Annotated in this window: 18 protein-coding genes; 8 read left to right on the top strand and 10 right to left on the bottom strand. The window is 60.4% G+C overall.

The window, feature by feature from the left end; genetic code table 11:
* Positions 1 to 3: 3 nt before the first annotated feature.
* From lspA to murJ, 4 genes are all read right to left on the bottom strand, one after another.
* On the bottom strand, positions 4 to 513 hold the full coding sequence (lspA, locus tag CFE47_RS19600; protein ID WP_105697447.1) for a signal peptidase II: 510 nt from the start codon (positions 511 to 513) through the stop codon (positions 4 to 6).
* Positions 506 to 3,337: an isoleucine--tRNA ligase gene (gene ileS, locus CFE47_RS19595; RefSeq protein ID WP_286839598.1), complete on the bottom strand. Its 2,832-nt coding sequence runs from the start codon at positions 3,335 to 3,337 to the stop codon at positions 506 to 508. Before ileS ends, lspA begins: the two co-directional genes overlap by 8 nt.
* 14 nt (positions 3,338 to 3,351) lie before the next feature.
* The gene (gene ribF, locus CFE47_RS19590) at positions 3,352 to 4,290 is read right to left on the bottom strand and encodes a bifunctional riboflavin kinase/FAD synthetase (protein ID WP_286839595.1); all 939 of its coding nucleotides are present in this window, start codon (positions 4,288 to 4,290) and stop codon (positions 3,352 to 3,354) included.
* A gap of 119 nt (positions 4,291 to 4,409) precedes the next feature.
* Complete coding sequence (gene murJ, locus CFE47_RS19585; protein ID WP_286839592.1) at positions 4,410 to 5,948, bottom strand: murein biosynthesis integral membrane protein MurJ; 1,539 nt, start codon at positions 5,946 to 5,948, stop codon at positions 4,410 to 4,412.
* A gap of 254 nt (positions 5,949 to 6,202) precedes the next feature.
* Between murJ and rpsT the strand changes: the two genes are divergently transcribed.
* Positions 6,203 to 6,481, top strand: a complete 279-nt coding sequence (rpsT, locus tag CFE47_RS19580; RefSeq protein WP_016976313.1) for a 30S ribosomal protein S20 — start codon at positions 6,203 to 6,205, stop codon at positions 6,479 to 6,481.
* Positions 6,482 to 6,637: 156 nt separating this feature from the next.
* Here rpsT and CFE47_RS19575 read toward each other — a convergent pair whose 3' ends face one another.
* Positions 6,638 to 7,123, bottom strand: coding sequence for an FKBP-type peptidyl-prolyl cis-trans isomerase (locus tag CFE47_RS19575; protein ID WP_003188398.1), 486 nt, complete (start codon positions 7,121 to 7,123; stop codon positions 6,638 to 6,640).
* On the opposite strand from CFE47_RS19575, the gene CFE47_RS19570 reads away from it, so the two are divergent.
* From CFE47_RS19570 to yihG, 3 genes are all read left to right on the top strand, one after another.
* Positions 7,122 to 7,412: a DUF3565 domain-containing protein gene (locus tag CFE47_RS19570; RefSeq protein ID WP_353744901.1), complete on the top strand. Its 291-nt coding sequence runs from the start codon at positions 7,122 to 7,124 to the stop codon at positions 7,410 to 7,412. The two genes, CFE47_RS19575 and CFE47_RS19570, sit on opposite strands and share 2 nt — an antisense overlap.
* Positions 7,413 to 7,491: 79 nt before the next feature.
* Positions 7,492 to 9,591 carry a phosphate acetyltransferase gene (gene pta / locus CFE47_RS19565; RefSeq protein WP_185708284.1) on the top strand — a complete coding sequence of 700 codons (2,100 nt, stop codon included), beginning with the start codon at positions 7,492 to 7,494 and terminating at the stop codon, positions 9,589 to 9,591.
* Positions 9,592 to 10,491, top strand: a complete 900-nt coding sequence (gene yihG, locus CFE47_RS19560; protein WP_286839584.1) for a 1-acylglycerol-3-phosphate O-acyltransferase, YihG family — start codon at positions 9,592 to 9,594, stop codon at positions 10,489 to 10,491.
* A 176-nt stretch (positions 10,492 to 10,667) separates the two neighbouring features.
* Here yihG and cysN read toward each other — a convergent pair whose 3' ends face one another.
* From cysN to CFE47_RS19545, 3 genes are all read right to left on the bottom strand, one after another.
* A complete protein-coding gene (cysN, locus tag CFE47_RS19555) occupies positions 10,668 to 12,566 on the bottom strand; it encodes a sulfate adenylyltransferase subunit CysN (protein ID WP_017735180.1) in 1,899 nt (632 codons plus the stop codon).
* 9 nt (positions 12,567 to 12,575) lie between these two features.
* Entirely contained in the window at positions 12,576 to 13,493 is a 918-nt protein-coding gene (gene cysD / locus CFE47_RS19550; protein ID WP_124529841.1) for a sulfate adenylyltransferase subunit CysD, read from the bottom strand.
* Between the two features lie 244 nt (positions 13,494 to 13,737).
* On the bottom strand, positions 13,738 to 14,496 hold the full coding sequence (locus tag CFE47_RS19545; protein ID WP_185708281.1) for a Nif3-like dinuclear metal center hexameric protein: 759 nt from the start codon (positions 14,494 to 14,496) through the stop codon (positions 13,738 to 13,740).
* 102 nt (positions 14,497 to 14,598) lie between these two features.
* Between CFE47_RS19545 and algW the strand changes: the two genes are divergently transcribed.
* Both algW and CFE47_RS19535 read left to right on the top strand, forming a co-directional pair.
* Positions 14,599 to 15,753: a Do family serine endopeptidase AlgW gene (algW, locus tag CFE47_RS19540; protein ID WP_185708280.1), complete on the top strand. Its 1,155-nt coding sequence runs from the start codon at positions 14,599 to 14,601 to the stop codon at positions 15,751 to 15,753.
* Positions 15,754 to 15,864: 111 nt separating this feature from the next.
* On the top strand, positions 15,865 to 17,958 hold the full coding sequence (locus tag CFE47_RS19535) for a TonB-dependent siderophore receptor (protein ID WP_286839577.1): 2,094 nt from the start codon (positions 15,865 to 15,867) through the stop codon (positions 17,956 to 17,958).
* 113 nt (positions 17,959 to 18,071) lie between these two features.
* On the opposite strand, the gene hemH is transcribed toward CFE47_RS19535, so the two are convergent.
* On the bottom strand, positions 18,072 to 19,088 hold the full coding sequence (hemH, locus tag CFE47_RS19530; protein WP_286839574.1) for a ferrochelatase: 1,017 nt from the start codon (positions 19,086 to 19,088) through the stop codon (positions 18,072 to 18,074).
* A gap of 14 nt (positions 19,089 to 19,102) precedes the next feature.
* Complete coding sequence (locus tag CFE47_RS19525) at positions 19,103 to 20,002, bottom strand: TIGR01777 family oxidoreductase (protein WP_286839571.1); 900 nt, start codon at positions 20,000 to 20,002, stop codon at positions 19,103 to 19,105.
* 224 nt (positions 20,003 to 20,226) lie between these two features.
* On the opposite strand from CFE47_RS19525, the gene CFE47_RS19520 reads away from it, so the two are divergent.
* Both CFE47_RS19520 and CFE47_RS19515 read left to right on the top strand, forming a co-directional pair.
* On the top strand, positions 20,227 to 21,213 hold the full coding sequence (locus CFE47_RS19520) for an NAD(P)/FAD-dependent oxidoreductase (RefSeq protein WP_185708276.1): 987 nt from the start codon (positions 20,227 to 20,229) through the stop codon (positions 21,211 to 21,213).
* A complete protein-coding gene (locus CFE47_RS19515; RefSeq protein ID WP_185708275.1) occupies positions 21,210 to 21,425 on the top strand; it encodes a TIGR02450 family Trp-rich protein in 216 nt (71 codons plus the stop codon). Before CFE47_RS19520 ends, CFE47_RS19515 begins: the two co-directional genes overlap by 4 nt.
* The last annotated feature ends 103 nt before the right edge of the window (positions 21,426 to 21,528 follow it).

Below are 21,528 nucleotides of genomic sequence, written 5' to 3'. Positions count from 1 at the left end.
TGATCAGTCATTGACGGTCTCTCCGGTTTTCTTACTTTTGAACATATCCAACGCCAGCATGATTGCACCGACGGTGATGGCGCTGTCGGCAAAGTTGAACGCCGGGAAGTACCAGCGGTTCTGCCAATGCACCAGAATAAAGTCGATCACATGGCCCAATGCAATGCGGTCGTAGAGGTTGCCCAGCGCGCCACCCAGCACCAAGGCCAAGGCAATCGCCAGCCAGGTGTCATCGCGGCCCAGGCGTTTAAGCCACACCACCAATACCGCACTGACCACCACGGCGATCAGGGCGAACAACCAACGCTGCCAGCCGGAGCTATCAGCCAGGAAGCTGAACGCAGCGCCGGTGTTATAGGCCAAGGTCCAGCTGAAGTAGTCGGGAATGACCACGATCTGCTGGTACATCTGCAAGGCGCCCTCGAAATGAACCTTGCTGACCTGGTCGATGACCAGGACCAGCACGCTCAGTACGAGCCAGCCCAGACGTCCGAAACGACTGGCTTTAGGCATAGTGGCGAACCTCGCCAGCACCGCTGATGTTGTCGACGCAACGACCGCAGATTTCTGGATGCTCAGGGTTCACGCCGACATCTTCACGGCAGTGCCAGCAACGGGCGCACTTGGCAAAGGCCGACTTGACCACTTTGAGCTTGAGGCCCGGTACTTCGGTAGCCACGGCGTCTGCCGGTGCCTGGGCAAAAGGAGCCAGGCTGGCGGTTGAAGTGATCAACACGAAGCGCAGTTCGTTGCTCAGTTTGGCCAGGTCGGCGGTTAGGCCTTCCTCGGCAAACAGGGTGACTTCGGCTTGCAGGTTGCCACCGACGGCCTTGGCCGCACGCTGAACTTCCAGCTCCTTGTTCACCGCAACCTTGACGGCCATCACGCCTTCCCAGTACTCGCGGCCCAGTTCGAAGTCGGCCGGCAGTTCGGTCAAGCCTTCGTACCAAGTGTTGAGCATCACGGACTCGTTGCGCTCACCCGGCAGGTATTCCCACAGTTCGTCGGCGGTGAAGGCCAGGATCGGGGCGATCCAGCGTACCAGCGCTTCAGAGATGTGGTACAGCGCGGTCTGCGCCGAACGGCGTGCCTTGCTGTTGGCGCCGGTGGTGTACTGGCGGTCCTTGATGATGTCGAGGTAGAAGCCGCCCAACTCCTGCACGCAGAAGTTGTGGATCTTCGAGTAGACGTTCCAGAAGCGGTATTCGCCGTAGTTTTCCTGCAACTCGCGTTGCAGCAACAGGGTACGGTCCACGGCCCAACGGTCCAGGGCGAGCATGTCCTCGGCCGGCAGGATGTCGGTGGCCGGGTTGAAACCGGTGAGGTTCGACAGCAGGAAGCGTGCAGTATTGCGGATGCGGCGATAGGCATCGGCGCTACGGGCCAGGATCTGGTCGGAAACTGCGATTTCGCCCGAATAGTCAGTCGACGCTACCCACAGACGCATGATGTCGGCGCCCAAGGTGTCGTTGATCTTTTTCGGCTCAATCACGTTTTTCAGCGACTTGGACATCTTGCGGCCCGTCTCGTCTACGGTGAAGCCGTGGGTCAGCAGTTCGCGGTACGGCGCGTGGTTGTCGATAGCGCAACCGGTCAGAAGCGACGAGTGGAACCAGCCACGGTGTTGGTCCGAGCCTTCCAGGTACAGGTCGGCACGCGGGCCGGTCTCGTGGCCCATCGGGTGCGAGCCACGCAGGACGTGCCAGTGGGTGGTACCCGAATCGAACCATACGTCGAGGGTGTCGCTGATCTTGTCGTACTGCGGTGCTTCATCGCCCAGCAGTTCGGCAGCGTCCATCTTGAACCAGGCTTCGATGCCTTCCTGCTCGACGCGCTGGGCCACTTCTTCCATCAGTTCGACGGTACGTGGGTGCAACTCGCCGCTTTCCTTGTTCAGGAAGAACGGGATCGGCACGCCCCAGTTACGCTGACGGGAGATGCACCAGTCTGGACGATTGGCGATCATCGAGTGCAGGCGCGCCTGGCCCCAGGCCGGGACGAACTTGGTGTCTTCGATGGCTTTGAGCGAACGCACGCGCAGCGTGTCGCCGCTGGTTGGCTCTTTGTCCATGCCGATGAACCACTGCGCAGTGGCGCGGTAGATCAGCGGGGTCTTGTGGCGCCAGCAGTGCATGTAGCTGTGTTGGATGGTGGCGGTTTGCATCAGCGCACCGACTTCGCGCAGTTTTTCGATGATCGGCTGGTCGGCCTTGAAGACGAACTGGCCGCCGAAAAACTCCAGCGAAGAGGCATAAACGCCGTTGCTTTGCACCGGGTTGATGATGTCGTCGTTGACCAGGCCGTACTTCTTGCAGATCACAAAGTCGTCTACGCCGTAGGCAGGCGAGCAGTGAACGATACCGGTACCTGAACCCAGCTCAACGTAGTCAGCCAGATACACCGGCGACAGGCGGTCATAGAACGGGTGACGGAAGTTGATCAGCTCCAGCGCGGTACCGGTGGTGGTAGCGATGACCGAACCTTGCAGCTCGTAACGCGCCAGGCAAGCCTCGACCATTTCCTCGGCCAGCACCAGCAGGCGATCACCGACGTCCACCAGGGCGTAGGTGAACTCCGGGTGCACGTTCAGCGCCTGGTTGGCGGGGATGGTCCACGGGGTGGTGGTCCAGATCACGATGGCAGCGGGTTTGGCCAGCGACGCCAGGCCAAAAGCCTCGGCCAGCTTGGCGTCGTCGGCGATCGGGAAAGCCACGTCGATGGTCGACGATTCTTTGTTTTCGTACTCGACTTCCGCTTCGGCCAGGGCCGAACCGCAGTTGAAGCACCAGTTCACGGGCTTGAGGCCCTTGAACACAAAACCGCCCTTGACGATTTCGGCCAAGGCACGGATTTCACCGGCCTCGTTCGTGAAGTTCATGGTCTTGTACGGGTTGTCCCATTCGCCCAACACGCCCAGGCGGATGAATTCGGACTTCTGGCCTTCGATCTGCTCGGTGGCGTAGGCACGGCACAGTTCGCGGGTTTTATCCGCGTCCAGGTTCTTGCCGTAGGTCACTTCGACTTTATGTTCGATCGGCAAGCCGTGGCAGTCCCAACCCGGGACATACGGCGCGTCGAAACCCGACAGGGTTTTCGAGCGCAGGATCATGTCCTTGAGAATCTTGTTCAGCGCATGACCGATGTGAATCGTGCCGTTGGCATAAGGAGGGCCGTCGTGCAGGACGAATTTCGGACGATCCTTGCCAATTTCGCGCAACTTTCCGTACAGGCCAATACTGTCCCAGCGCTGCAAGATCTGCGGTTCGCGCTGTGGCAGGCCGGCCTTCATTGGGAAGGCGGTGTCCGGAAGGTTTAGCGTGGCTTTATAGTCGGTCATTTAAGGCTCTTCGGTTAGCGATGGGCGCTAGGTGCGGCTAGTGCACGGGCGGCGGCGACATCCGCATTGATCGCCGTTTTCAACGCCTCAAGGGAGGCGAAACGCTGCTCTTCACGCAGCTTCTGGTGGAAAACCACCGTCAAACGCCGGTCATACAGATCACCGGCAAAATCCAAAAGGTGAACTTCCAGGTGGGCCTTGCCATCACCTGCAACCGTGGGCCTGACGCCTATGTTGGCGACTCCCGGCCACGGTTGGCCGTCGATATCGACGCTGACCAGGTAAACCCCAGTCAGCGGCACACGACGGCGCTTGAGTTGCACGTTGGCGGTTGGCGTGCCCAATTGGCGCGCCAGCTTCTGCCCGTGCAGTACCCGACCGGCGATGCGGAACGGGCGACCGAGCAAGCGCTCGGCCAAGGCGAAGTCGGCAGCGGCCAGGGCGTTACGCACCTGGGTACTGCTCACACGCAGGCCGTCCAGTTCGACGGTTTGCGCGGCTTCGACGGTAAAACCCTGGCTGACGCCGGCGTGTTGCAGGAAATCGAAATCCCCAACGCGGTCGCAACCAAACCGGAAGTCGTCGCCGACTTCCAAATGCTGCACGCCCAGGCCATCCACCAGGATACGGTCGACGAACTCGGCAGCGCTGAGGCTTTGCAGGCGCTGGTTGAAGGCCAGACAGAGGACGCGGTCCACGCCTTCTTCGGCCAACAGTTGCAGTTTGTCCCGCAGGCGGGCCAGGCGCGCCGGCGCCGTCTCGGGGGTAAAGTATTCCCGCGGCTGTGGCTCAAAAATCACCACGCAGCTGGGCACGCCCAACTCGACCGCGCGCTCGCGCAGCCGGGCCAGGATAGCCTGGTGGCCACGGTGAACACCGTCAAAGTTGCCAATAGTGGCGACGCAGCCCCGATGCTGGGGGCGCAGGTTGTGGAGACCTCGAACCAGCTGCATAACGCGCTTCTTGCTCATAAAGTGGTCGATTATAACCACACCCGGCCCCGGGCGACAGGCAACAGGACGGGCCAAATGGATCGAATCGATAAAACAACGGTTTTATCGCGGCAAACGCTCTAGCTGATCGACTTGCGATTGAAATCCCGCAGGCGGAAACCCTGCAACAGCAACATCCCGAAGTACACCACCACGCCTGCCACGACCAATACCCCCAAACGCATGAAGCGCTCCAGCATATGGCCTTGGTCCCAGGCCGGCATAAAGTGCATCAGCCCCAGCAATACCGCCGACATTGCCGCCACCGCCACCAGCAACTTGAGCGCAAACATGCCCCAGCCCGGTTGCGGCTGGAACATCTGCTGCTTGCGTAGCTGATAAAACAGCAGGCCCGCGTTGATGCACGCACCCGCACTGATCGCCAGCGCCAGGCCGGCATGGGCCAACGGGCCGATAAACACCAGGTTGAGCAGTTGCGTGACCACCAGCGTGAAGATCGCAATCTTCACTGGCGTACGAATGTTCTGCTGCGCATAGAAGCCCGGGGCCAGCACCTTGATCACGATGATACCGAGCAGGCCAACCGAGTAGGCGACCAACGCATGCTGGGTCATCAGCGCGTCATGCGCGTCAAACTGGCCGTATTGGAACAGTGAAACCGTTAGCGGCTCGGCCAGGATCCCCAGAGCCAGAGAGCACGGCAGCACCAGCACAAAGCACAGGCGCAGGCCCCAGTCGAGAATTCGCGAGTATTCCTGGCGGTCCTTGCTGGCGTAGGTACGCGCCAGAGTCGGTAGCAAGATCGTGCCCAACGCCACGCCCAGCACGCCGGACGGCAACTCCATCAGGCGGTCGGCGTAGTACATCCACGACACGGAGCCCGAGACCAGCAGCGAAGCAAACGCCGTGTTGATGATCAGGGAGATCTGACTGACCGACACGCCGAGGATCGCCGGCAACATGTTGCGCATCACGCGCCATACGCCGGTGTCCTTGAGGTTAAGACGCGGCAACACGAGCATGCCGATTTTTTTCAGGTGCGGCAGCTGGTAGAGCAGTTGCGCCAAGCCACCGGCCAGCACGGCCCAGCCAAGCGCCATCACCGGCGGATCGAAATAAGGTGTCAGGAACAGCGCGAAGATGATCATGCTGACGTTAAGAAGGGTCGGCACAAAGGCGGGCACCGAGAAACGGTTCCACGTATTGAGGATCGCCCCGGCCAAGGATGACAGCGAGATCAGCAATATATAAGGAAAGGTCACGCGCAGCAGGTCGGTGGTCAGCGCGAATTTTTCCGGGGTGTTGGCAAAACCGGGGGCCGTGGCCCAGATCACCCAGGGGGCGGCGAGCATGCCGAGAATGGTCACCAGCATCAGCACCAGGGTCAGCAGGCCCGAGACATAGGCAATAAAGGTGCGCGTCGCCTCCTCGCCCTGCTGGGTCTTGTATTCAGCCAGAATCGGTACGAAGGCCTGGGAAAATGCGCCCTCGGCGAAGATCCGCCGCAGCAGGTTGGGCAGTTTAAAGGCAATAAAGAACGCATCCGTGGCCATGCTTGCGCCAAAAATGCGTGCCAGCAGGGTGTCACGCACAAACCCCAAAACGCGGGAGATCATCGTGATAGAGCTGACGGCGGCCAACGATTTGAGGAGGTTCATTGAAAGAGTTTGCGCCTATTAGATAAACAGCAGGCGAACAACGCGCCTACTTATGCGATACTGCGCGCCTGCAACAGCACAGAGCCAAAGCTCGCGAGTTTACAGGTCAAGCGCCGGAAATAAATCACCCGCCTCTTCAGATCGACCACTCAGCAGTTCGCATCAGCCGCTCTTGACAACCCATCAAGTCATCGGCATGATTCGCGGCCTATTTTGTTTGCTATTTCCTAAAAAGTCTTTCGAGGAGCTCGACGGTGGCCAACACACCTTCCGCCAAAAAACGTGCAAAACAGGCTGAGAAGCGTCGCAGCCACAACGCCAGCCTGCGTTCCATGGTTCGTACCTACATCAAGAATGTAGTTAAAGCCATCGACACCAAAGACGCTGAAAAAGCTCAAGCTGCTTACGTTCTGGCTGTGCCTGTTATCGACCGTATGGCCGATAAAGGCATCATCCACAAGAACAAGGCTGCTCGTCATAAGAGCCGTCTGAATGGCCACATCAAGGCTCTGAGCGTCGCTGCTGCAGCCTAAGTGGTAACAACTGAATCGCAACCCAGGTTGCGTAACAGTTAAAAAATGCCCCGTACCGAAAGGTCCGGGGCATTTTTGTTTGTGCGCGAACATGCAGACAAAAAAACGCCCCGAACCAGTCGGGGCGTTTTTGCTACCAGCTGATCAACGCATCAATCAGTGGTGGTGACCGCCTTCACCGTGGACGTGGCCGTGAGCCACTTCTTCCTGGGAAGCATCGCGGATCGCAACGATCTTCACTTGGAAGTTCAGGCGCTGGCCTGCCAGAGGGTGGTTGCCGTCAACGGTAACGTCGTCGCCGTCCAGGTCACGGATGGTCACGATCTGCATTTGGCCGTCCGGTGCGGAAGCATGGAACTGCATGCCCACTTCCAGCTCGTCGACGCCTTCGAACATGCTGCGGCTCAGGGTGCTGACCAGCTCAGCCGAGTATTCGCCGTAGGCATCTTCAGGTTCTACGGCAACAGTCAGTTCATCACCGACGTTCTTGCCTTCCAGAGCCTTCTCCAGGCCTGGGATGATGTTACCTGCGCCTTGCAGGTAGACCAGCGGCGCGCCGCCGGCGGAGCTGTCGATGACCTCACCAGCGTCGTTGGTCAGGGTATAGTCGATGGAGACAGCCTTGTTAGCGGCGATCGTCATGGGGCGAGACCTTTTGCATAAGAATGAAGAACGGACAAGTCTAAACAAGGATTTGCCCGAAAGCGAACAGAACCCGGACGGACGGGACCGATCAACGGCATCCTTCATCATTGGGTTCCACCAGGACGACGAACAGCACTGGGTTGCCGAGCTGTCTTGCGGCCACACCCAGCACCTGCGCCACCAGCCGCCATGGCAATCCCGCGCCTGGGTGCTCGACCCCGCGCAGCGCCTGGAAAAAATAGGCCAGCCCTTTACCTGCGGCTGGTGTGCGCAAGCACTCGAATAACGATAACCTTGGCGCCTGATTCCCGGTAGACGCTCAGCCATAGAGCGCCACCGAAGCCATGCACCTCCAGAGAATTCGCATGCAGACTTTTTTTATCGCACCCACCGATTTTGGTGTGGGTCTGACCTCCATCAGCCTTGGGCTGGTGCGCACCCTTGAACGCGCCGGGCTGAAAGTCGGCTTCTTCAAACCGATTGCCCAACCGCACCCCGGCGACACCGGCCCCGAGCGCTCCACCGAACTGGTGGCGCGCACTCACGGACTCAAGCCGCCACAGCCGCTAGGCCTGGCCCACGTAGAGCGCATGCTCGGCGACGGCCAACTCGATGAGTTGCTGGAAGAAATCATCACGCTGTATCAACAGGCAGCTGTAGGCAAGGACGTGCTGATCGTTGAAGGCATGGTGCCGACTCGCAATGCCAGCTATGCCGCACGGGTCAACCTGCACCTGGCCAAGAGCCTGGATGCGGAAGTGATCCTGGTCTCGGCCCCGGAAAACGAAGTGCTCACTGAGCTTTCCGGTCGCGTGGAATTGCAGGCCCAGCTGTTTGGCGGCCCGAAAGACCCAAAAGTGCTGGGCGTAATCCTCAACAAGGTGCGCACCGAAGAAAGCATGGAAGCCTTTTCCGCGCGCCTGAAAGAACATTCGCCATTGCTGCGCAGTGGCGACTTCCGCCTGCTCGGCTGCATTCCCTACCAGCCGGAACTCAACGCCCCGCGCACCCGTGACGTCGCCGACCTGATGGGCGCGCAGATCCTCAACGCCGGCGACTACGAAACCCGGCGCATGACCAAGATCATCATCTGCGCCCGTACCATGCGTAACACCGTGGAGCTGCTAAAGCCCGGCGTGCTGGTGGTAACCCCAGGCGATCGTGACGACATTATCCTCGCCGTCAGCCTGGCCGCGATCAACGGCGTGCCACTGGCCGGCCTGTTGCTGACCAGCGACACCCTGCCCGATCCACGCATCATGGATTTGTGCCGTGGCGCGTTCCAAGCGGGGCTGCCTGTGTTGTCGGTGAGCACCGGCTCCTACGACACGGCCAACCAACTCAACAGCCTGAACAAAGAAATCCCCATCGATGACCGCGAGCGCGCAGAGATCATCACCGACTTCGTCGCCAGCCACCTCGATGCGCGCTGGCTGCACCAACGCTGCGGCACGCCGCGAGAGATGCGTCTGTCGCCGGCGGTGTTCCGCTACCAATTGATCCAGCGCGCCCAGGCCGCCAACAAACGCATCGTGCTGCCGGAAGGCAGCGAACCGCTGACCGTGCAAGCCGCCGCCATCTGCCAGGCACGCGGGATTGCCCGCTGCGTATTGCTGGCCAAGCCGGCGGATGTGGAAGCCGTCGCGCGTGCCCAAGGCATCGAATTACCCGACGGCCTGGAGATTCTCGACCCAGACCTGATTCGCCAGCGCTATGTCGAACCAATGGTCGCCTTGCGCAAGAGCAAGAGCCTCAACGCGCCAATGGCCGAGCAGCAACTGGAAGACACCGTGGTGATCGCCACCATGATGCTCGCCCTGGATGAAGTGGACGGGCTGGTGTCCGGTGTCATCCACTCCACTGCCAACACCATCCGCCCTGCCCTGCAGCTTATTAAAACGGCGCCGGGCTGCACGCTGGTGTCGTCGGTGTTCTTCATGCTGTTCCCCGAGCAGGTGCTGGTGTACGGCGACTGCGTGATGAACCCGCACCCAAGTGCGGCAGAACTGGCGGAGATTGCCCTGCAAAGCGCCGACTCGGCGGCAGCGTTCGGTATTACGCCGCGCGTGGCGATGATCAGCTACTCCAGCGGCGACTCGGCCAGCGGCGAAGAGGTGGAGAAGGTTCGCGAAGCCACCTTGCTCGCCCACGAGCAGCAAAGCTCACTGCTGATTGACGGCCCGCTGCAATACGACGCTGCCGCCAACGAAACCGTGGCCCGCCAACTGGCGCCCAACAGCCAGGTCGCTGGCAAGGCTACCGTGTTCGTGTTCCCGGACCTGAATACTGGCAATACCACGCACAAGGCCGTGCAGCGCAGCGCCGACTGCGTCAGCCTGGGGCCAATGCTCCAGGGCCTGCGCAAACCGGTCAACGACCTGCCGCGCGGCGCCCAGGTAGACGACATCGTGTACACCATCGCGCTCACAGCGATCCAAGCCGCCAACCGACCTATGGATATCTAAATGCTGGATTTTCTACCTGCCCCCGTGCGTGGGGTGATCGCGTCGTTGCTGCTGGCGCTGAACACGATCCTGCTGTGCTCGTTCCTGTTTATCGTGGCGCTGTTCAAGGCGCTGCCGTTTGCCAAGCGCTTCAGCGAATGGCTGATGAACCACACGCATGAAGCGTGGGTCACCAACAACAAAGGCTGGATGAACCTGGTGCGTCGCACGCGCTGGCACATCACTGGCCTGGAAGGGTTGGATTATCAGCACTCGTACCTGGTGACCAGCAACCACCAGAGTTGGGTCGACATCATGGTGCTGCAATATGTGCTCAACCGCCGCATTCGCCCGCTCAAGTTCTTCCTCAAGCAGGAGCTGATCTGGGTGCCGGTGATCGGCCTGGCGTGGTGGGCTTTGGGCTTTCCGTTCATGAAGCGCTACACCAAGGCTTATCTGGAAAAACACCCGGAGAAGAAAGGCAAAGACCTGGAAACCACTCGCAAGACCTGTGCGAAGTTTCGCGACAACCCGGTGGGCATTTTCAACTTTGCCGAGGGCACGCGGTTTACCCCAGGCAAACATGCGCAGCAGAAGTCGCCATTTCGCTACCTGCTCAAGCCTAAGGCGGGCGGGATTGCGTTTGTGCTGGATGCCATGGGTGAGCAGTTGAAGTCATTGGTCAATGTGACCATTCACTACCCTGCAGGACGCCCTGGGTATTGGGATTTGTTGTGCGGGAATGTGAAGGACGTTGTTGTGCAGTTTGAAGAGGTGCAAATCCCGGCCGAGTTCATTGGCAAGAATTATGAGCAGGATGGGGAGTACCGGACGGCGTTCCAGGGTTGGATCAACAAGTTGTGGGAAGACAAGGATGCGCTGCTAGGCACGCTGCACACACAGTTTCCAGGCAAACAGTGATCAAAATGTGGGAGCGGGCTTGCTCGCGAAAGCGGTGGTTCAGCCAACACATTCGGCGACTGACACGCCGCCTTCGCGAGCAAGCCCGCTCCCACATTTGACCGAGCTGTCTTCAATACTGCATAAAAAAGCCCGGCACCGAGTGATCGGTGCCGGGCTTTTTATGATCGCGAGGTTTAGATCGCGCCGCGCTGACGCAACAGCTCCAGCACTTGCTTGACGCTCTCTTCCAACGACAACGCCTGGGTGTCGATCACCAGGTCGGCATTCAACGGCACGTCGTACGGGAACGACTCGCCAGGGATGTTATCCCCACCCGCCGCGTACAAACCTTGCGGATCACGCTCGGCGCACACCAACGGCGACGCTTGCACGTAGACGGTCAACAGGCGGTCGCCACCGATCAGCGCCTTGGCCTGTTCACGGCCTTCGGCATCCGGTGCGACGAACGCCGCCAAGGTCAGCAGGCCCGCTTCGTTGAATTGGCGCGCCACGTGAGCGGCACGACGCCAGTTCTCGGTGCGGCCGGCACGATCCTGCGGCAAGCCTTTGTTCAGGTCGTGACGCAAGTTCTGGCCATCCAGTACGAACACCGCACGGCCCATGTCGAACAGCTTGCGCTCAACCGCGTAGGCCAAGGTGCTCTTGCCCGCGCCCGACAGGCCGCTGAACAACACGGTGGCCGGCTGCTGGCCGAAGCGCTGGGCACGTTCTTCGGTGGCCACGTGGGCCAACTTGCCGTGCTGCGCCGAGCTGCCGTGGGTAACCGGCGGCGCGATGATCATGCCCGCTGCCACGGTGCCGTTGGTCAAACGGTCGATAACAATGAACGCGCCAGTGGTGCGGTTGCTGTCGTAACCGTCCAGGGCAATAGCGGCATCAAGGCTGACCTTGACCCGGCCAATCTCGTTCAACTGCAAGGAGCTCGCCGGGCCTTCGGCCAGGGTGTTCACGTCCACACGGTGCACGATGCTGGTGATGGAACCGGGCACATAGCTGGTGGCGCGCTTGATGTCGTATTTCTTGCCCGGCAGCATCGGCTCTTCGGCCATCCACACCAGCATGGCGTCGAAGGCGTCAGTCACTTGCGGCACGTTGTCGGCGTGGACCAGCAGGTCGCCACGGGAGATGTCGATCTCGTCTTCCATGGTCAGGGTCACGGCCTGGCCTGGGCCTGCGTGCTCCAGTTCACCTTCGAAGGTGACGATGGATTTGACGCGACTGCTCTTGCCCGACGGCAGCACCACGACTTCGTCGCCCTTGTGCACGATGCCGCTGGCCAGGGTACCGGCGAAACCACGGAAGTTCAGGTTTGGACGGTTGACGTACTGCACCGGGAAACGCAGGTCGGTGTAGTTGCGGTCGTTGGCGATCTCGACGGTTTCGAGGATCTCCATCAGCGACTGGCCGGTGTACCAAGGCGAACGCTCGCTCTTGTTCACCACGTTGTCGCCCTTGAGCGCCGACATCGGCACAAAGGCCATGGTGCTCGGCTTGAACGCGATGCCTTCGGCAAACTTCAGGTAATCGGCCTTGATCGACTCGAAGACGCTTTGGTCAAAGCCATTGATGTCCATCTTGTTGACGGCAATCACGATGTGCTTGATGCCCAGCAACGAGGCGATGTAGCTGTGACGACGGGTCTGGGTCTGCACGCCGTAGCGGGCGTCGATCAGGATGATCGCCAGGTCACAGGTGGACGCACCGGTGGCCATGTTGCGGGTGTACTGCTCATGGCCGGGGGTGTCGGCGATGATGAATTTGCGCTTGGCGGTGGAGAAGTAACGGTAGGCAACATCAATGGTGATGCCCTGCTCACGCTCGGCCTGCAGGCCGTCGACCAGCAAGGCCAGGTCGATGTCGTCACCGGTGGTGCCGACTTTCTTCGAATCGCGGGTGATGGCTTCCAGGTGATCTTCGTAGATCATCTTGGAGTCGTGCAGCAGGCGCCCGATCAGGGTGCTCTTGCCGTCGTCGACGTTGCCACAGGTCAGGAAGCGCAACATTTCCTTGCGCTCATGCTGGCCCAGGTAGGCGAGGATGTCCTCGCTGATCAAATCAGATACGTGCGACATGACAACCCCTTAGAAATAACCCTGACGTTTTTTGTCTTCCATCGAGCCTGCACCATCGTGGTCGATGACACGGCCCTGGCGCTCGGAAGTTCGCGTGAGGAGCATTTCCTGAATGATGTCCGTGAGCGTCTCGGCTTCGGACTCCACCGCACCCGTCAACGGGTAGCAGCCAAGGGTACGGAAACGTACTTTCTTTTTGACGATTCGAGCTTTGTCTTCGTCGGACAAGTGCTCAAGAATGCGGTCGTCGTCGATCATGATCAACGTGCCGTTCTTCTCGATCACTTCACGTTCGGCGGCGAAGTACAGCGGAACGATCGGGATGCCTTCCAGGTAGATGTACTGCCAGATGTCCAGCTCGGTCCAGTTGGACAGCGGGAACACGCGGATCGACTCACCCTTGTTGACGTTGCCGTTGTAGACGTTCCACAGCTCCGGGCGCTGGTTCTTCGGGTCCCAGCGGTGCTTGCTGTCGCGGAACGAGTACACGCGCTCTTTGGCGCGGGATTTCTCTTCATCGCGACGGGCACCGCCGAACGCTGCGTCGAAACCATGCTTGTCCAGGGCCTGCTTGAGGCCTTCGGTCTTCATGATGTCGGTGTGCTTGGCGCTACCGTGGGTGAACGGGTTGATGCCCTGCGCCACGCCGTCCGGGTTGACGTGGGTAATCAAGTCCAGGCCAAGCTCTTCGACCATCTTGTCGCGGAACTTGTACATCTCCTGGAATTTCCACTGGGTGTCGACATGCATCACCGGGAACGGCAGCTTGCCCGGGAAGAAGGCCTTGCGTGCCAGGTGCAGCATCACGGCGGAGTCTTTACCGATCGAGTAGAGCATCACCGGGTTGTCGAACTCGGCGGCGACCTCGCGGATGATGTGGATGCTTTCCGCCTCCAGCTGTTTCAGATGCGTCAGTTTGTCGACCATGGTTACTCACGGAAAAACGATCTTATGGACGGCCTGCGGGCCGTGTTCGAGCGGGGCATGCTAGCACAGCACCTTCTTCTATTCAGGGAGCGGACTAGATCGAAACGGTATATGAATATGCCCCCAAGTTTGGGCTTCCTGTGGGAGCTGGCTTGCCTGCGATGCAGACACCTCGGTGTATCAGTTACACCCCAGTGATGCTATCGCAGGCAAGCCAGCTCCCACATTTGTTCGGCGGTGTTTGTCAGATGGGGTTGGGGCAGTCGATGAACAGGTGTTCCAGGGCAAAGCGCCGCGCCAGGTAATCACCCAAGGCCTGCACACCGTAGCGTTCGGTGGCGTGATGGCCGGCGGCAATAAAGCTGATGTCGTTTTCGCGGGCGCTGTGGAAGGTCTGCTCGGAGGCTTCGCCGCTCAGGAACAGGTCGACGCCGGCCGCGATCCCGTGGTCGATGTAGCCCTGGCCACCGCCGGTGCACCAGCCGACGCGACGGATCATTTCACTGCCTTCGATCAGCAGCGGCTCGCGGCCCATGACCTCCTGAACGCGGCGGGCAAAGTCACGCGGCGACAACGGTTCGGCGAGTGAGCCGATCAGGCCGACGATCTTGGGGTTGCTCGGGTCCAACGGGCCTTCGACGGTAATGTCCAACTGACGTGCGAGCTGCACGTTGTTGCCGACCTCGGGGTGCAGGTCCAGCGGCAGGTGGTAGGCTAGCAGGCTGATGTCGTGCTTGAGCAGCGTCTTGAGACGACGCTGCTTCATGCCGGTGATACAAGGGTTTTCGCCTTTCCAGAAATAGCCGTGGTGCACCAGCACCAGGTCGGCCTGGGCTTCGACCGCCGCATCCAGCAGGGCTTGGCTGGCGGTCACGCCGCTGACGATGCGCATCACCTGCGGACGGCCCTCCACTTGCAGGCCGTTGGGGCAGTAGTCGGCTATTTTGGCGCTGCCGAGGTAGCGGTCCGCTTCCTCGACGAGGGTGGTAAGGGCAACGGCCATAAAAGACTCCTAAATATCCCGTTCGAAGGCGCTCGCAGCCTCGTATAATGCGCGACATTATGGGCGCTCTCCCGCCCCCTGCAACCTGTCAGGACTTACTTGATGCTCAAGGCGCTGCGTTTTTTTGGATGGCCATTGTTGGCTGGCGTGCTGATCGCGATGTTGATCATTCAGCGATACCCTGAGCTGGTGGGTCTACCCAGCCTGGATGTGAACCTGCAACAGGCCCCGCAAACCAACTCGGTGGTGCAAGGTCCAGTCACCTATGCCGACGCGGTAGTCATCGCCGCCCCTGCTGTGGTCAATCTGTACACCACCAAGGTCATCAACAAACCCGCGCATCCGCTGTTTGAAGACCCGCAGTTTCGCCGCTATTTCGGTGACAACGGGCCCAAGCAGCGCCGCATGGAATCCAGCCTGGGTTCCGGGGTGATCATGAGCCCCGAGGGTTATATCCTCACCAACAACCACGTGACCACCGGCGCCGACCAGATTGTGGTGGCCCTGCGTGACGGTCGCGAAACCCTGGCGCGTGTAGTCGGCAGCGATCCGGAAACCGACCTCGCGGTGCTCAAGATCGATTTGAAAAGCCTGCCGTCGATCACCATCGGCCGCTCCGAAGGGCTGCGCGTGGGTGATGTGGCACTGGCCATCGGCAACCCGTTCGGCGTAGGCCAAACAGTCACCATGGGCATCATCAGCGCCACCGGGCGTAACCAGCTCGGTCTGAACAGCTACGAAGACTTCATCCAGACTGACGCGGCGATCAACCCGGGCAACTCCGGCGGGGCGTTGGTGGATGCCAATGGCAACCTGACCGGGATCAACACCGCCATTTTCTCCAAGTCCGGCGGCTCCCAGGGCATTGGCTTTGCGATCCCGGTGAAGCTGGCGATGGAAGTGATGAAGTCCATCATCGAGCACGGCCAGGTCATTCGTGGCTGGCTGGGGATTGAAGTGCAGCCGCTGACCAAGGATCTGGCGGAATCGTTCGGCCTGACCGGACGCCCAGGCATCGTGGTGGCCGGGATCTTCCGTGATGGCCCGGCGCAGAAAGCCGGCCTGCAGCTGGGCGACGTAATCCTGAGCATCGACGGTGAGCCGGCCGGCGATGGCCGCAAGTCGATGAACCAGGTGGCGCGGATCAAGCCCACCGACAAGGTGGCGATCCAGGTAATGCGCAATGGCAAAGAGATCAAGCTGATGGCGGAGATCGGCCTGCGTCCACCGCCTGCCCCGGTAAAAGAAGAGGAATAAGCGCCTCGTTCAGGTACCCGTTCGCGGGTACCTGTAAGGTAATATTTCAAAGCGATTCATTCTCATTGGTCATGTTATATTGTTTCAATATCGCTATTGGAACGCTCTATCATGCCGTCTCGAAAAATCGCCCCCTTGGCTGGCCTGGCCTTGGGCTTGTTGCTCGACCCTGCCTTCGCCGAAGAAAACACCCTAGAGCTAGACACCATCAGCGTCACCACCGACGCTTACGAATCCGCCACCGGACCGGTCAAGGGCTACCGCGCCACCCGTTCCGCCAGCGCGACCAAGACTGACACCGCCCTGCGCGACATCCCACAATCCATCAGCGTAATTCCCGCCACTGTCCTCACGGACCTGGGCAGCACCAATGTGGAACGCGCCCTGGAATTTGCCGGCGGCGTGTCCAAGCAAAACAATTTCGGCGGCCTGACCTTGTACGAATACAGCGTGCGGGGCTTCACAACGTCGGAGTTCTACCAGGACGGCTTTAGCGCCAATCGCGGTTACCCGAGCACTCCGGACGCCGCCAATATCGAGCGCATCGAAGTGCTCAAGGGCCCCGCCGCGAGCCTGTATGGCCGTGGTGACCCTGGCGGCACCGTAAACATCGTCACCAAAAAGCCCCAGCCGGAGGCTTTCACCACCTTGCAAACCAGCGCCGGCAGTTGGGATCGTTACCGCACCGCGCTGGATATCAACACCCCGCTGGACAGTGAGGGTACCGTGCTCTCGCGGGTCAACCTGGCGGTGGAAGACAACCACAGCTTCCGCGACCACGTGCAGAGCAAGCGGGTGTTTGTCGCGCCTTCGTTCAGTTGGCAATTGGACCCGGACACCAGCCTGCTGGTGGAGAGCGAATTCGTGCGCCACCGCTCAACCTTTGACCGTGGCATCGTCGACGCCTCCGGCGTATCGCGCTCAACCTTCCTCGGCGAGCCCAACGATGGCGACATCAGCAACCACAACAACCGCATCCAGGCCGCGCTTGAGCACCACCTTAATGACGCCTGGAAACTGCGCCTCGCCAGCCATTACAAACAAGGCAGCCTGTGGGGCGACGCCTCGGAAAACCGTGCGTTGAATGCCGATGGGCATACCCTCAACCGACGCTATCGCGAACGCTCCACCGGTTGGCATGACAGCATTACCCAGCTTGAGCTGCGGGGAATGTTCGACATCGGCAGCTGGCAGCATGAACTGCTGATCGGCACCGAATACGAGGACTACCGCAAGAAGGAACGTGTGACCGCTATCGCTGGCAGTCCCTACGCTATCGATATCTACAACCCGGTCTACGGTCAGCCCAAACCCAACGGCACGCGCTCCGGCACCAACTTCTTCGAACAGACCAAAAGCCACGCCCTGAACCTGCAAGACCAGATCATCTTCACCGACCGCCTGCGCGGCATGCTCGGCGCACGCTTTGAGCATTTCGACCAAAGCATCGAAGACTTCAACGGCGCGCCCAAGAGCCATCAGACCCACGACGCCCTCACCCATCGCGCCGGCCTGCTGTATCAACTGACGCCGCAAGTGGGGGTATTCGCCAACGCGTCCACCTCGTTCAAGCCCAATAGCGGCCTGGATGCCAACAGCAAATCCTTCAAGCCGGAAGAAGGCGTGGGTTATGAAGTGGGGCTCAAGACCGAGCTGTTCGACGACCGCCTCAGCGCCACCGTCGCCGCGTTCCATATCGAAAAGGAAAATGTGCTCACCCTGGACCCGGCCACCAACCTCAACCGCGCCATGGGCAAGGCGCGTAGCCAGGGTGTTGACCTGCAACTGACCGGGCAAGTGACCGATGCCGTACGGGTGATCGGCGCCTTTGCCTACATCGACGCCGAGGTCACCAAAGGCGACAAAGCCATTCCCGCCGGCAGCCGGATTCTCGGCGTGGCCAAGCGCAGCGGCAGTCTGTTGGGGGTGTATGAATTCCAGGATGGCGCGTTGCGCGGATCTGACCTGGGGGCGGCGTTTACGTATGTGGGGGATCGCTCGGGTGAAGCGGGCACGCGCTTCGAATTGCCGGCCTATCACACGGTGGATTTGTTGGCGCATTACAAGGCCACGGAAAATGTCACGGTAGGCCTGAACCTCAACAACCTGTTCGATGAAAAGTATTACGAGCGGTCCTACAGCAGTTATTGGATAAACCCCGGCGAACCGAGAAACCTCACCGTCAGCCTTACGTTAAACCTGTAACACGACCAAAAAAATGTGGGAGCGGGCTTGCCCGCGAATGCGGTATATCAGCCAACCAATCTATCGACTGACACACCCTCATCGCGGGCAAGCCCGCTCCCACAGTTTGATTTCTATCCGGCAGCTTTTTCGCACAAGGTATTCAGCGCCGCCGCCCACTGCGGATCATCATTCAGGCACGGCACCAGCACCAACTCCTCGCCTCCCGCCTCGCGGAACTGCTCCAGCCCGCGATCCCCGATCTCTTCCAGTGTCTCGATGCAATCGGCTACAAACGCCGGGCACATCACTAGCAGCTTTTTCACACCTTGCTGGGCCAGGCTTTCCAAGCGGGCCTCAGTATACGGTTCGATCCACTTTGCCCGGCCCAAGCGTGATTGGAACGCCACCGACCACTTGTCCTCCGGCAGACCCATGCGCGCCGCAAAGTCCCGCGCCACGCTGAAGCACTGCCCGCGGTAACAGGTGGCGCGCACCTCAGGCGATGCGTTCACGCAGCAATCGGTCGCACCGTCGAAGGTATGCCCCGGGTTGAGCTTTTGCAGGTGCCGTTCCGGCAACCCGTGGAAGCTGAACAGCAGGTGATCATAGTCCTGCTGCAGGTGCGGCTTGGCACTGGCCACCAGGGCGTCGAGGTACTCGGGTTGATCGTAGAACGGTTGCAGAATGGCAAATTGCAGATCGAGTTTTTTGTCGCGCACCACACGTCGTGCTTCTTCGACCACGGTGGTCACGGTGCTGTCGGCAAACTGCGGATACAACGGCGCCAGGGTGACCTTGCGAATGCCTTGGGCAACGAGGCGGGTCAGCACGCTTTCAATGGACGGCTCGCCATAACGCATCGCCAACTCCACCGGGCCGTGGGTCCACTGCGCGGTCATCTGCTGTTGCAGTCGACGGCTGAGCACCACCAGCGGCGAACCTTCGTCCCACCAGATCGACGCATAGGCGTGGGCTGACTGCTCGGGGCGCTTGATCAGGATCAGCGACACCAACAAGCGTCGCACTGGCCAAGGCAGGTCGATCACGTAAGGGTCCATCAAAAACTGATTGAGGTAGCTGCGCACATCGGCCACCGAAGTGGACTTGGGCGAGCCCAGGTTGACCAGTAACAACGCGTGATCCGTCATGCAACATCCTATCTCTAGAGGCGGCTGGACAAGTCGTCCAAAGCCGCACGCAACTCAGTGAACTGGAAAGTGAAACCCGCCGCCAACAACCGCTCGGGCAGCGCCTTCTGCCCGCCCAGCAACAAACCGGACAACTCACCCAGGCCCACCTTCAACGCAAAGGCCGGCATCGGCATGAACGCCGGGCGGTGCAGCACTTGGCCCAGGGTCTTGGCGAACTCGCGATTACGTACCGGGTGTGGCGCGCAGGCATTATAAGGACCGTTGGCATCAGGCTTGTGCAGAAGAAAATCAATCAGGGCGATTTGGTCCTTGATATGCACCCAAGGCATCCATTGCCGACCATCGCCGATCGGCCCGCCCAGCGCCAGCTTGAACGGCAATAGCAGCCGCGACAAAAAGCCACCCTCGGCTGCCAGCACCAGGCCCGTGCGCACCAGCACCACACGCATACCCAAGGCTTCGGCGCGCTGGGCGGTTTCTTCCCAGGCAACACACAGTTGGCTCGGGAAGTCATCCCGTACGGGGCCACTGGCTTCGGTCAACTCGCGCTCGCCACCGTCGCCGTACCAGCCCACGGCCGAACCGGAAATCAGCACCGCCGGTTTCTGCTCAAGCCCTTCAAGCCACGCCAGCAGGGTTTCGGTAAGGCTGATGCGACTGCTCCACAACAACGCCTTGCGCTTGTGTGTCCAAGGCCGATCCGCGATGGGCGCACCGGCGAGGTTAATGACCGCGTCCACCGGGCCGACAACCTGTTGTAGGCGGTCAACTCCCGACACCTGAGCGCCGCATACCTTGGCGACGTGTTCCGGGTGGCGGCTCCATACGGTCAGGCGATGGCCCTGCGCAAGCCAGTGTTGGCAAAGTTGGCGGCCGATCAGGCCAGTACCGCCGGTCAGCAAAATATGCATGGGACGCTCCTCATGTAACGTTCGCCGCCGATCACTGGTCTATTTTATATGCAGGGATCATTTGTAACCGGGCGTGGCATTTGTTTAAGCATCTGGCTTAAGCCTCAGCTTTAACCATAGGTCACGCCGTAAGAACTGGTACGCCAAAACTTATACCAAAAAACAATATTGTACAGCTATTGGTGTCGGCGTAGTCTGTGCACAACGGTAAAACGAGGCCTCCCATGACTGTTCCCATCGCGATCATCGGCACCGGCATCGCCGGTCTCTCCGCCGCCCGAGCGTTACGAGACGCGGGGCACGTTGTACAACTCTTCGATAAAAGCCGTGGCAGTGGCGGCCGCATGTCCAGCAAGCGCAGCGATGCCGGCTCACTGGACATGGGCGCACAATACTTCACCGCCCGCGACCGACGCTTCGTCAATGAAGTGCAGCGCTGGCAAAGCAACGGCTGGGCCGAGCAGTGGAAACCCCAGCTGTACAACTTCAAGTCCGGCCAACTCACGCCCTCCCCCGATGAGCAGATCCGCTGGGTCGGCACGCCGCGCATGAGTGCAATCACCCGCGCCCTGCTTGATGACCTGCCGGTGGAGTTCGGTTGCCGCATCACCGAAGTATTCCAGGGCACCCAGCATTGGAACCTGCTGGACGCCGACGGCGGCAACCACGGCCCGTTCAGCCACGTGATCATTGCCACCCCAGCGCCCCAAGCCACTGCCCTGCTCGCCGCCGCGCCGAAGCTGGCGAGCGCCGCCGCTGGCGTGAAGATGGACCCCACCTGGGCCATCGCCCTGGCCTTCGACACCCCGCTGGACACCCCCATGGAAGGCTGCTTCGTGCAGGACAGCCCCCTCGACTGGCTGGCGCGCAACCGCAGCAAACCGGGACGCGACACGGCCCTCGACACTTGGGTGCTGCATGCCACCAGCGCCTGGAGCAGGGCCCACCTGGACCTGCCCAAGGAAGCAGTGATCGAACACCTGCACGGCGCATTTGCCGAACTGCTGCACAGCGCCATGCCTGCGCCGTCGTTCAGCCTGGCGCACCGCTGGCTCTACGCGCGCCCCTCCAGCAGCCATGAATTCGGTGTGCTGGCCGACGCCGACCTGGGCCTGTACGTGTGTGGCGATTGGTGCCTGTCAGGCCGAGTCGAGGGTGCGTGGCTCAGCGGCCAGGAAGCCGCGCGACGCTTGATCGAACACCTGCAATGAACCGCATCAATCCCGCCAAATTGCTGCTGTCGAAGTGGACAGCAGCACGCCCCCAGAACAAGGAAAAACATTTCCTGGTCACAGAACTGTTCCGTGACGAAGAAGGCACCGTGCTGGAAATCGAACTGCAGGCCGTCATGACCCGACGCGTCGAACGCCTCGCCTGGCAAACCCTGCAAAATGCCGAAGACTGGAAAATCGGCTGGCAGTAGCCCCCTCGCAAAACTTGTACAAATAATTTGACTTGTACAGGATCAAACCTATGATGAGATTTAGTTGTACAAGCTTTCGATCTTGTACAGGAATCTTGCAGAG

The sequence above is a fragment of the Pseudomonas sp. PGPPP1 genome (assembly GCF_002255865.1).
Classification (GTDB): domain Bacteria; phylum Pseudomonadota; class Gammaproteobacteria; order Pseudomonadales; family Pseudomonadaceae; genus Aquipseudomonas; species Aquipseudomonas cremoris.
This window is presented reverse-complemented; position numbering and strand designations above follow the sequence as displayed.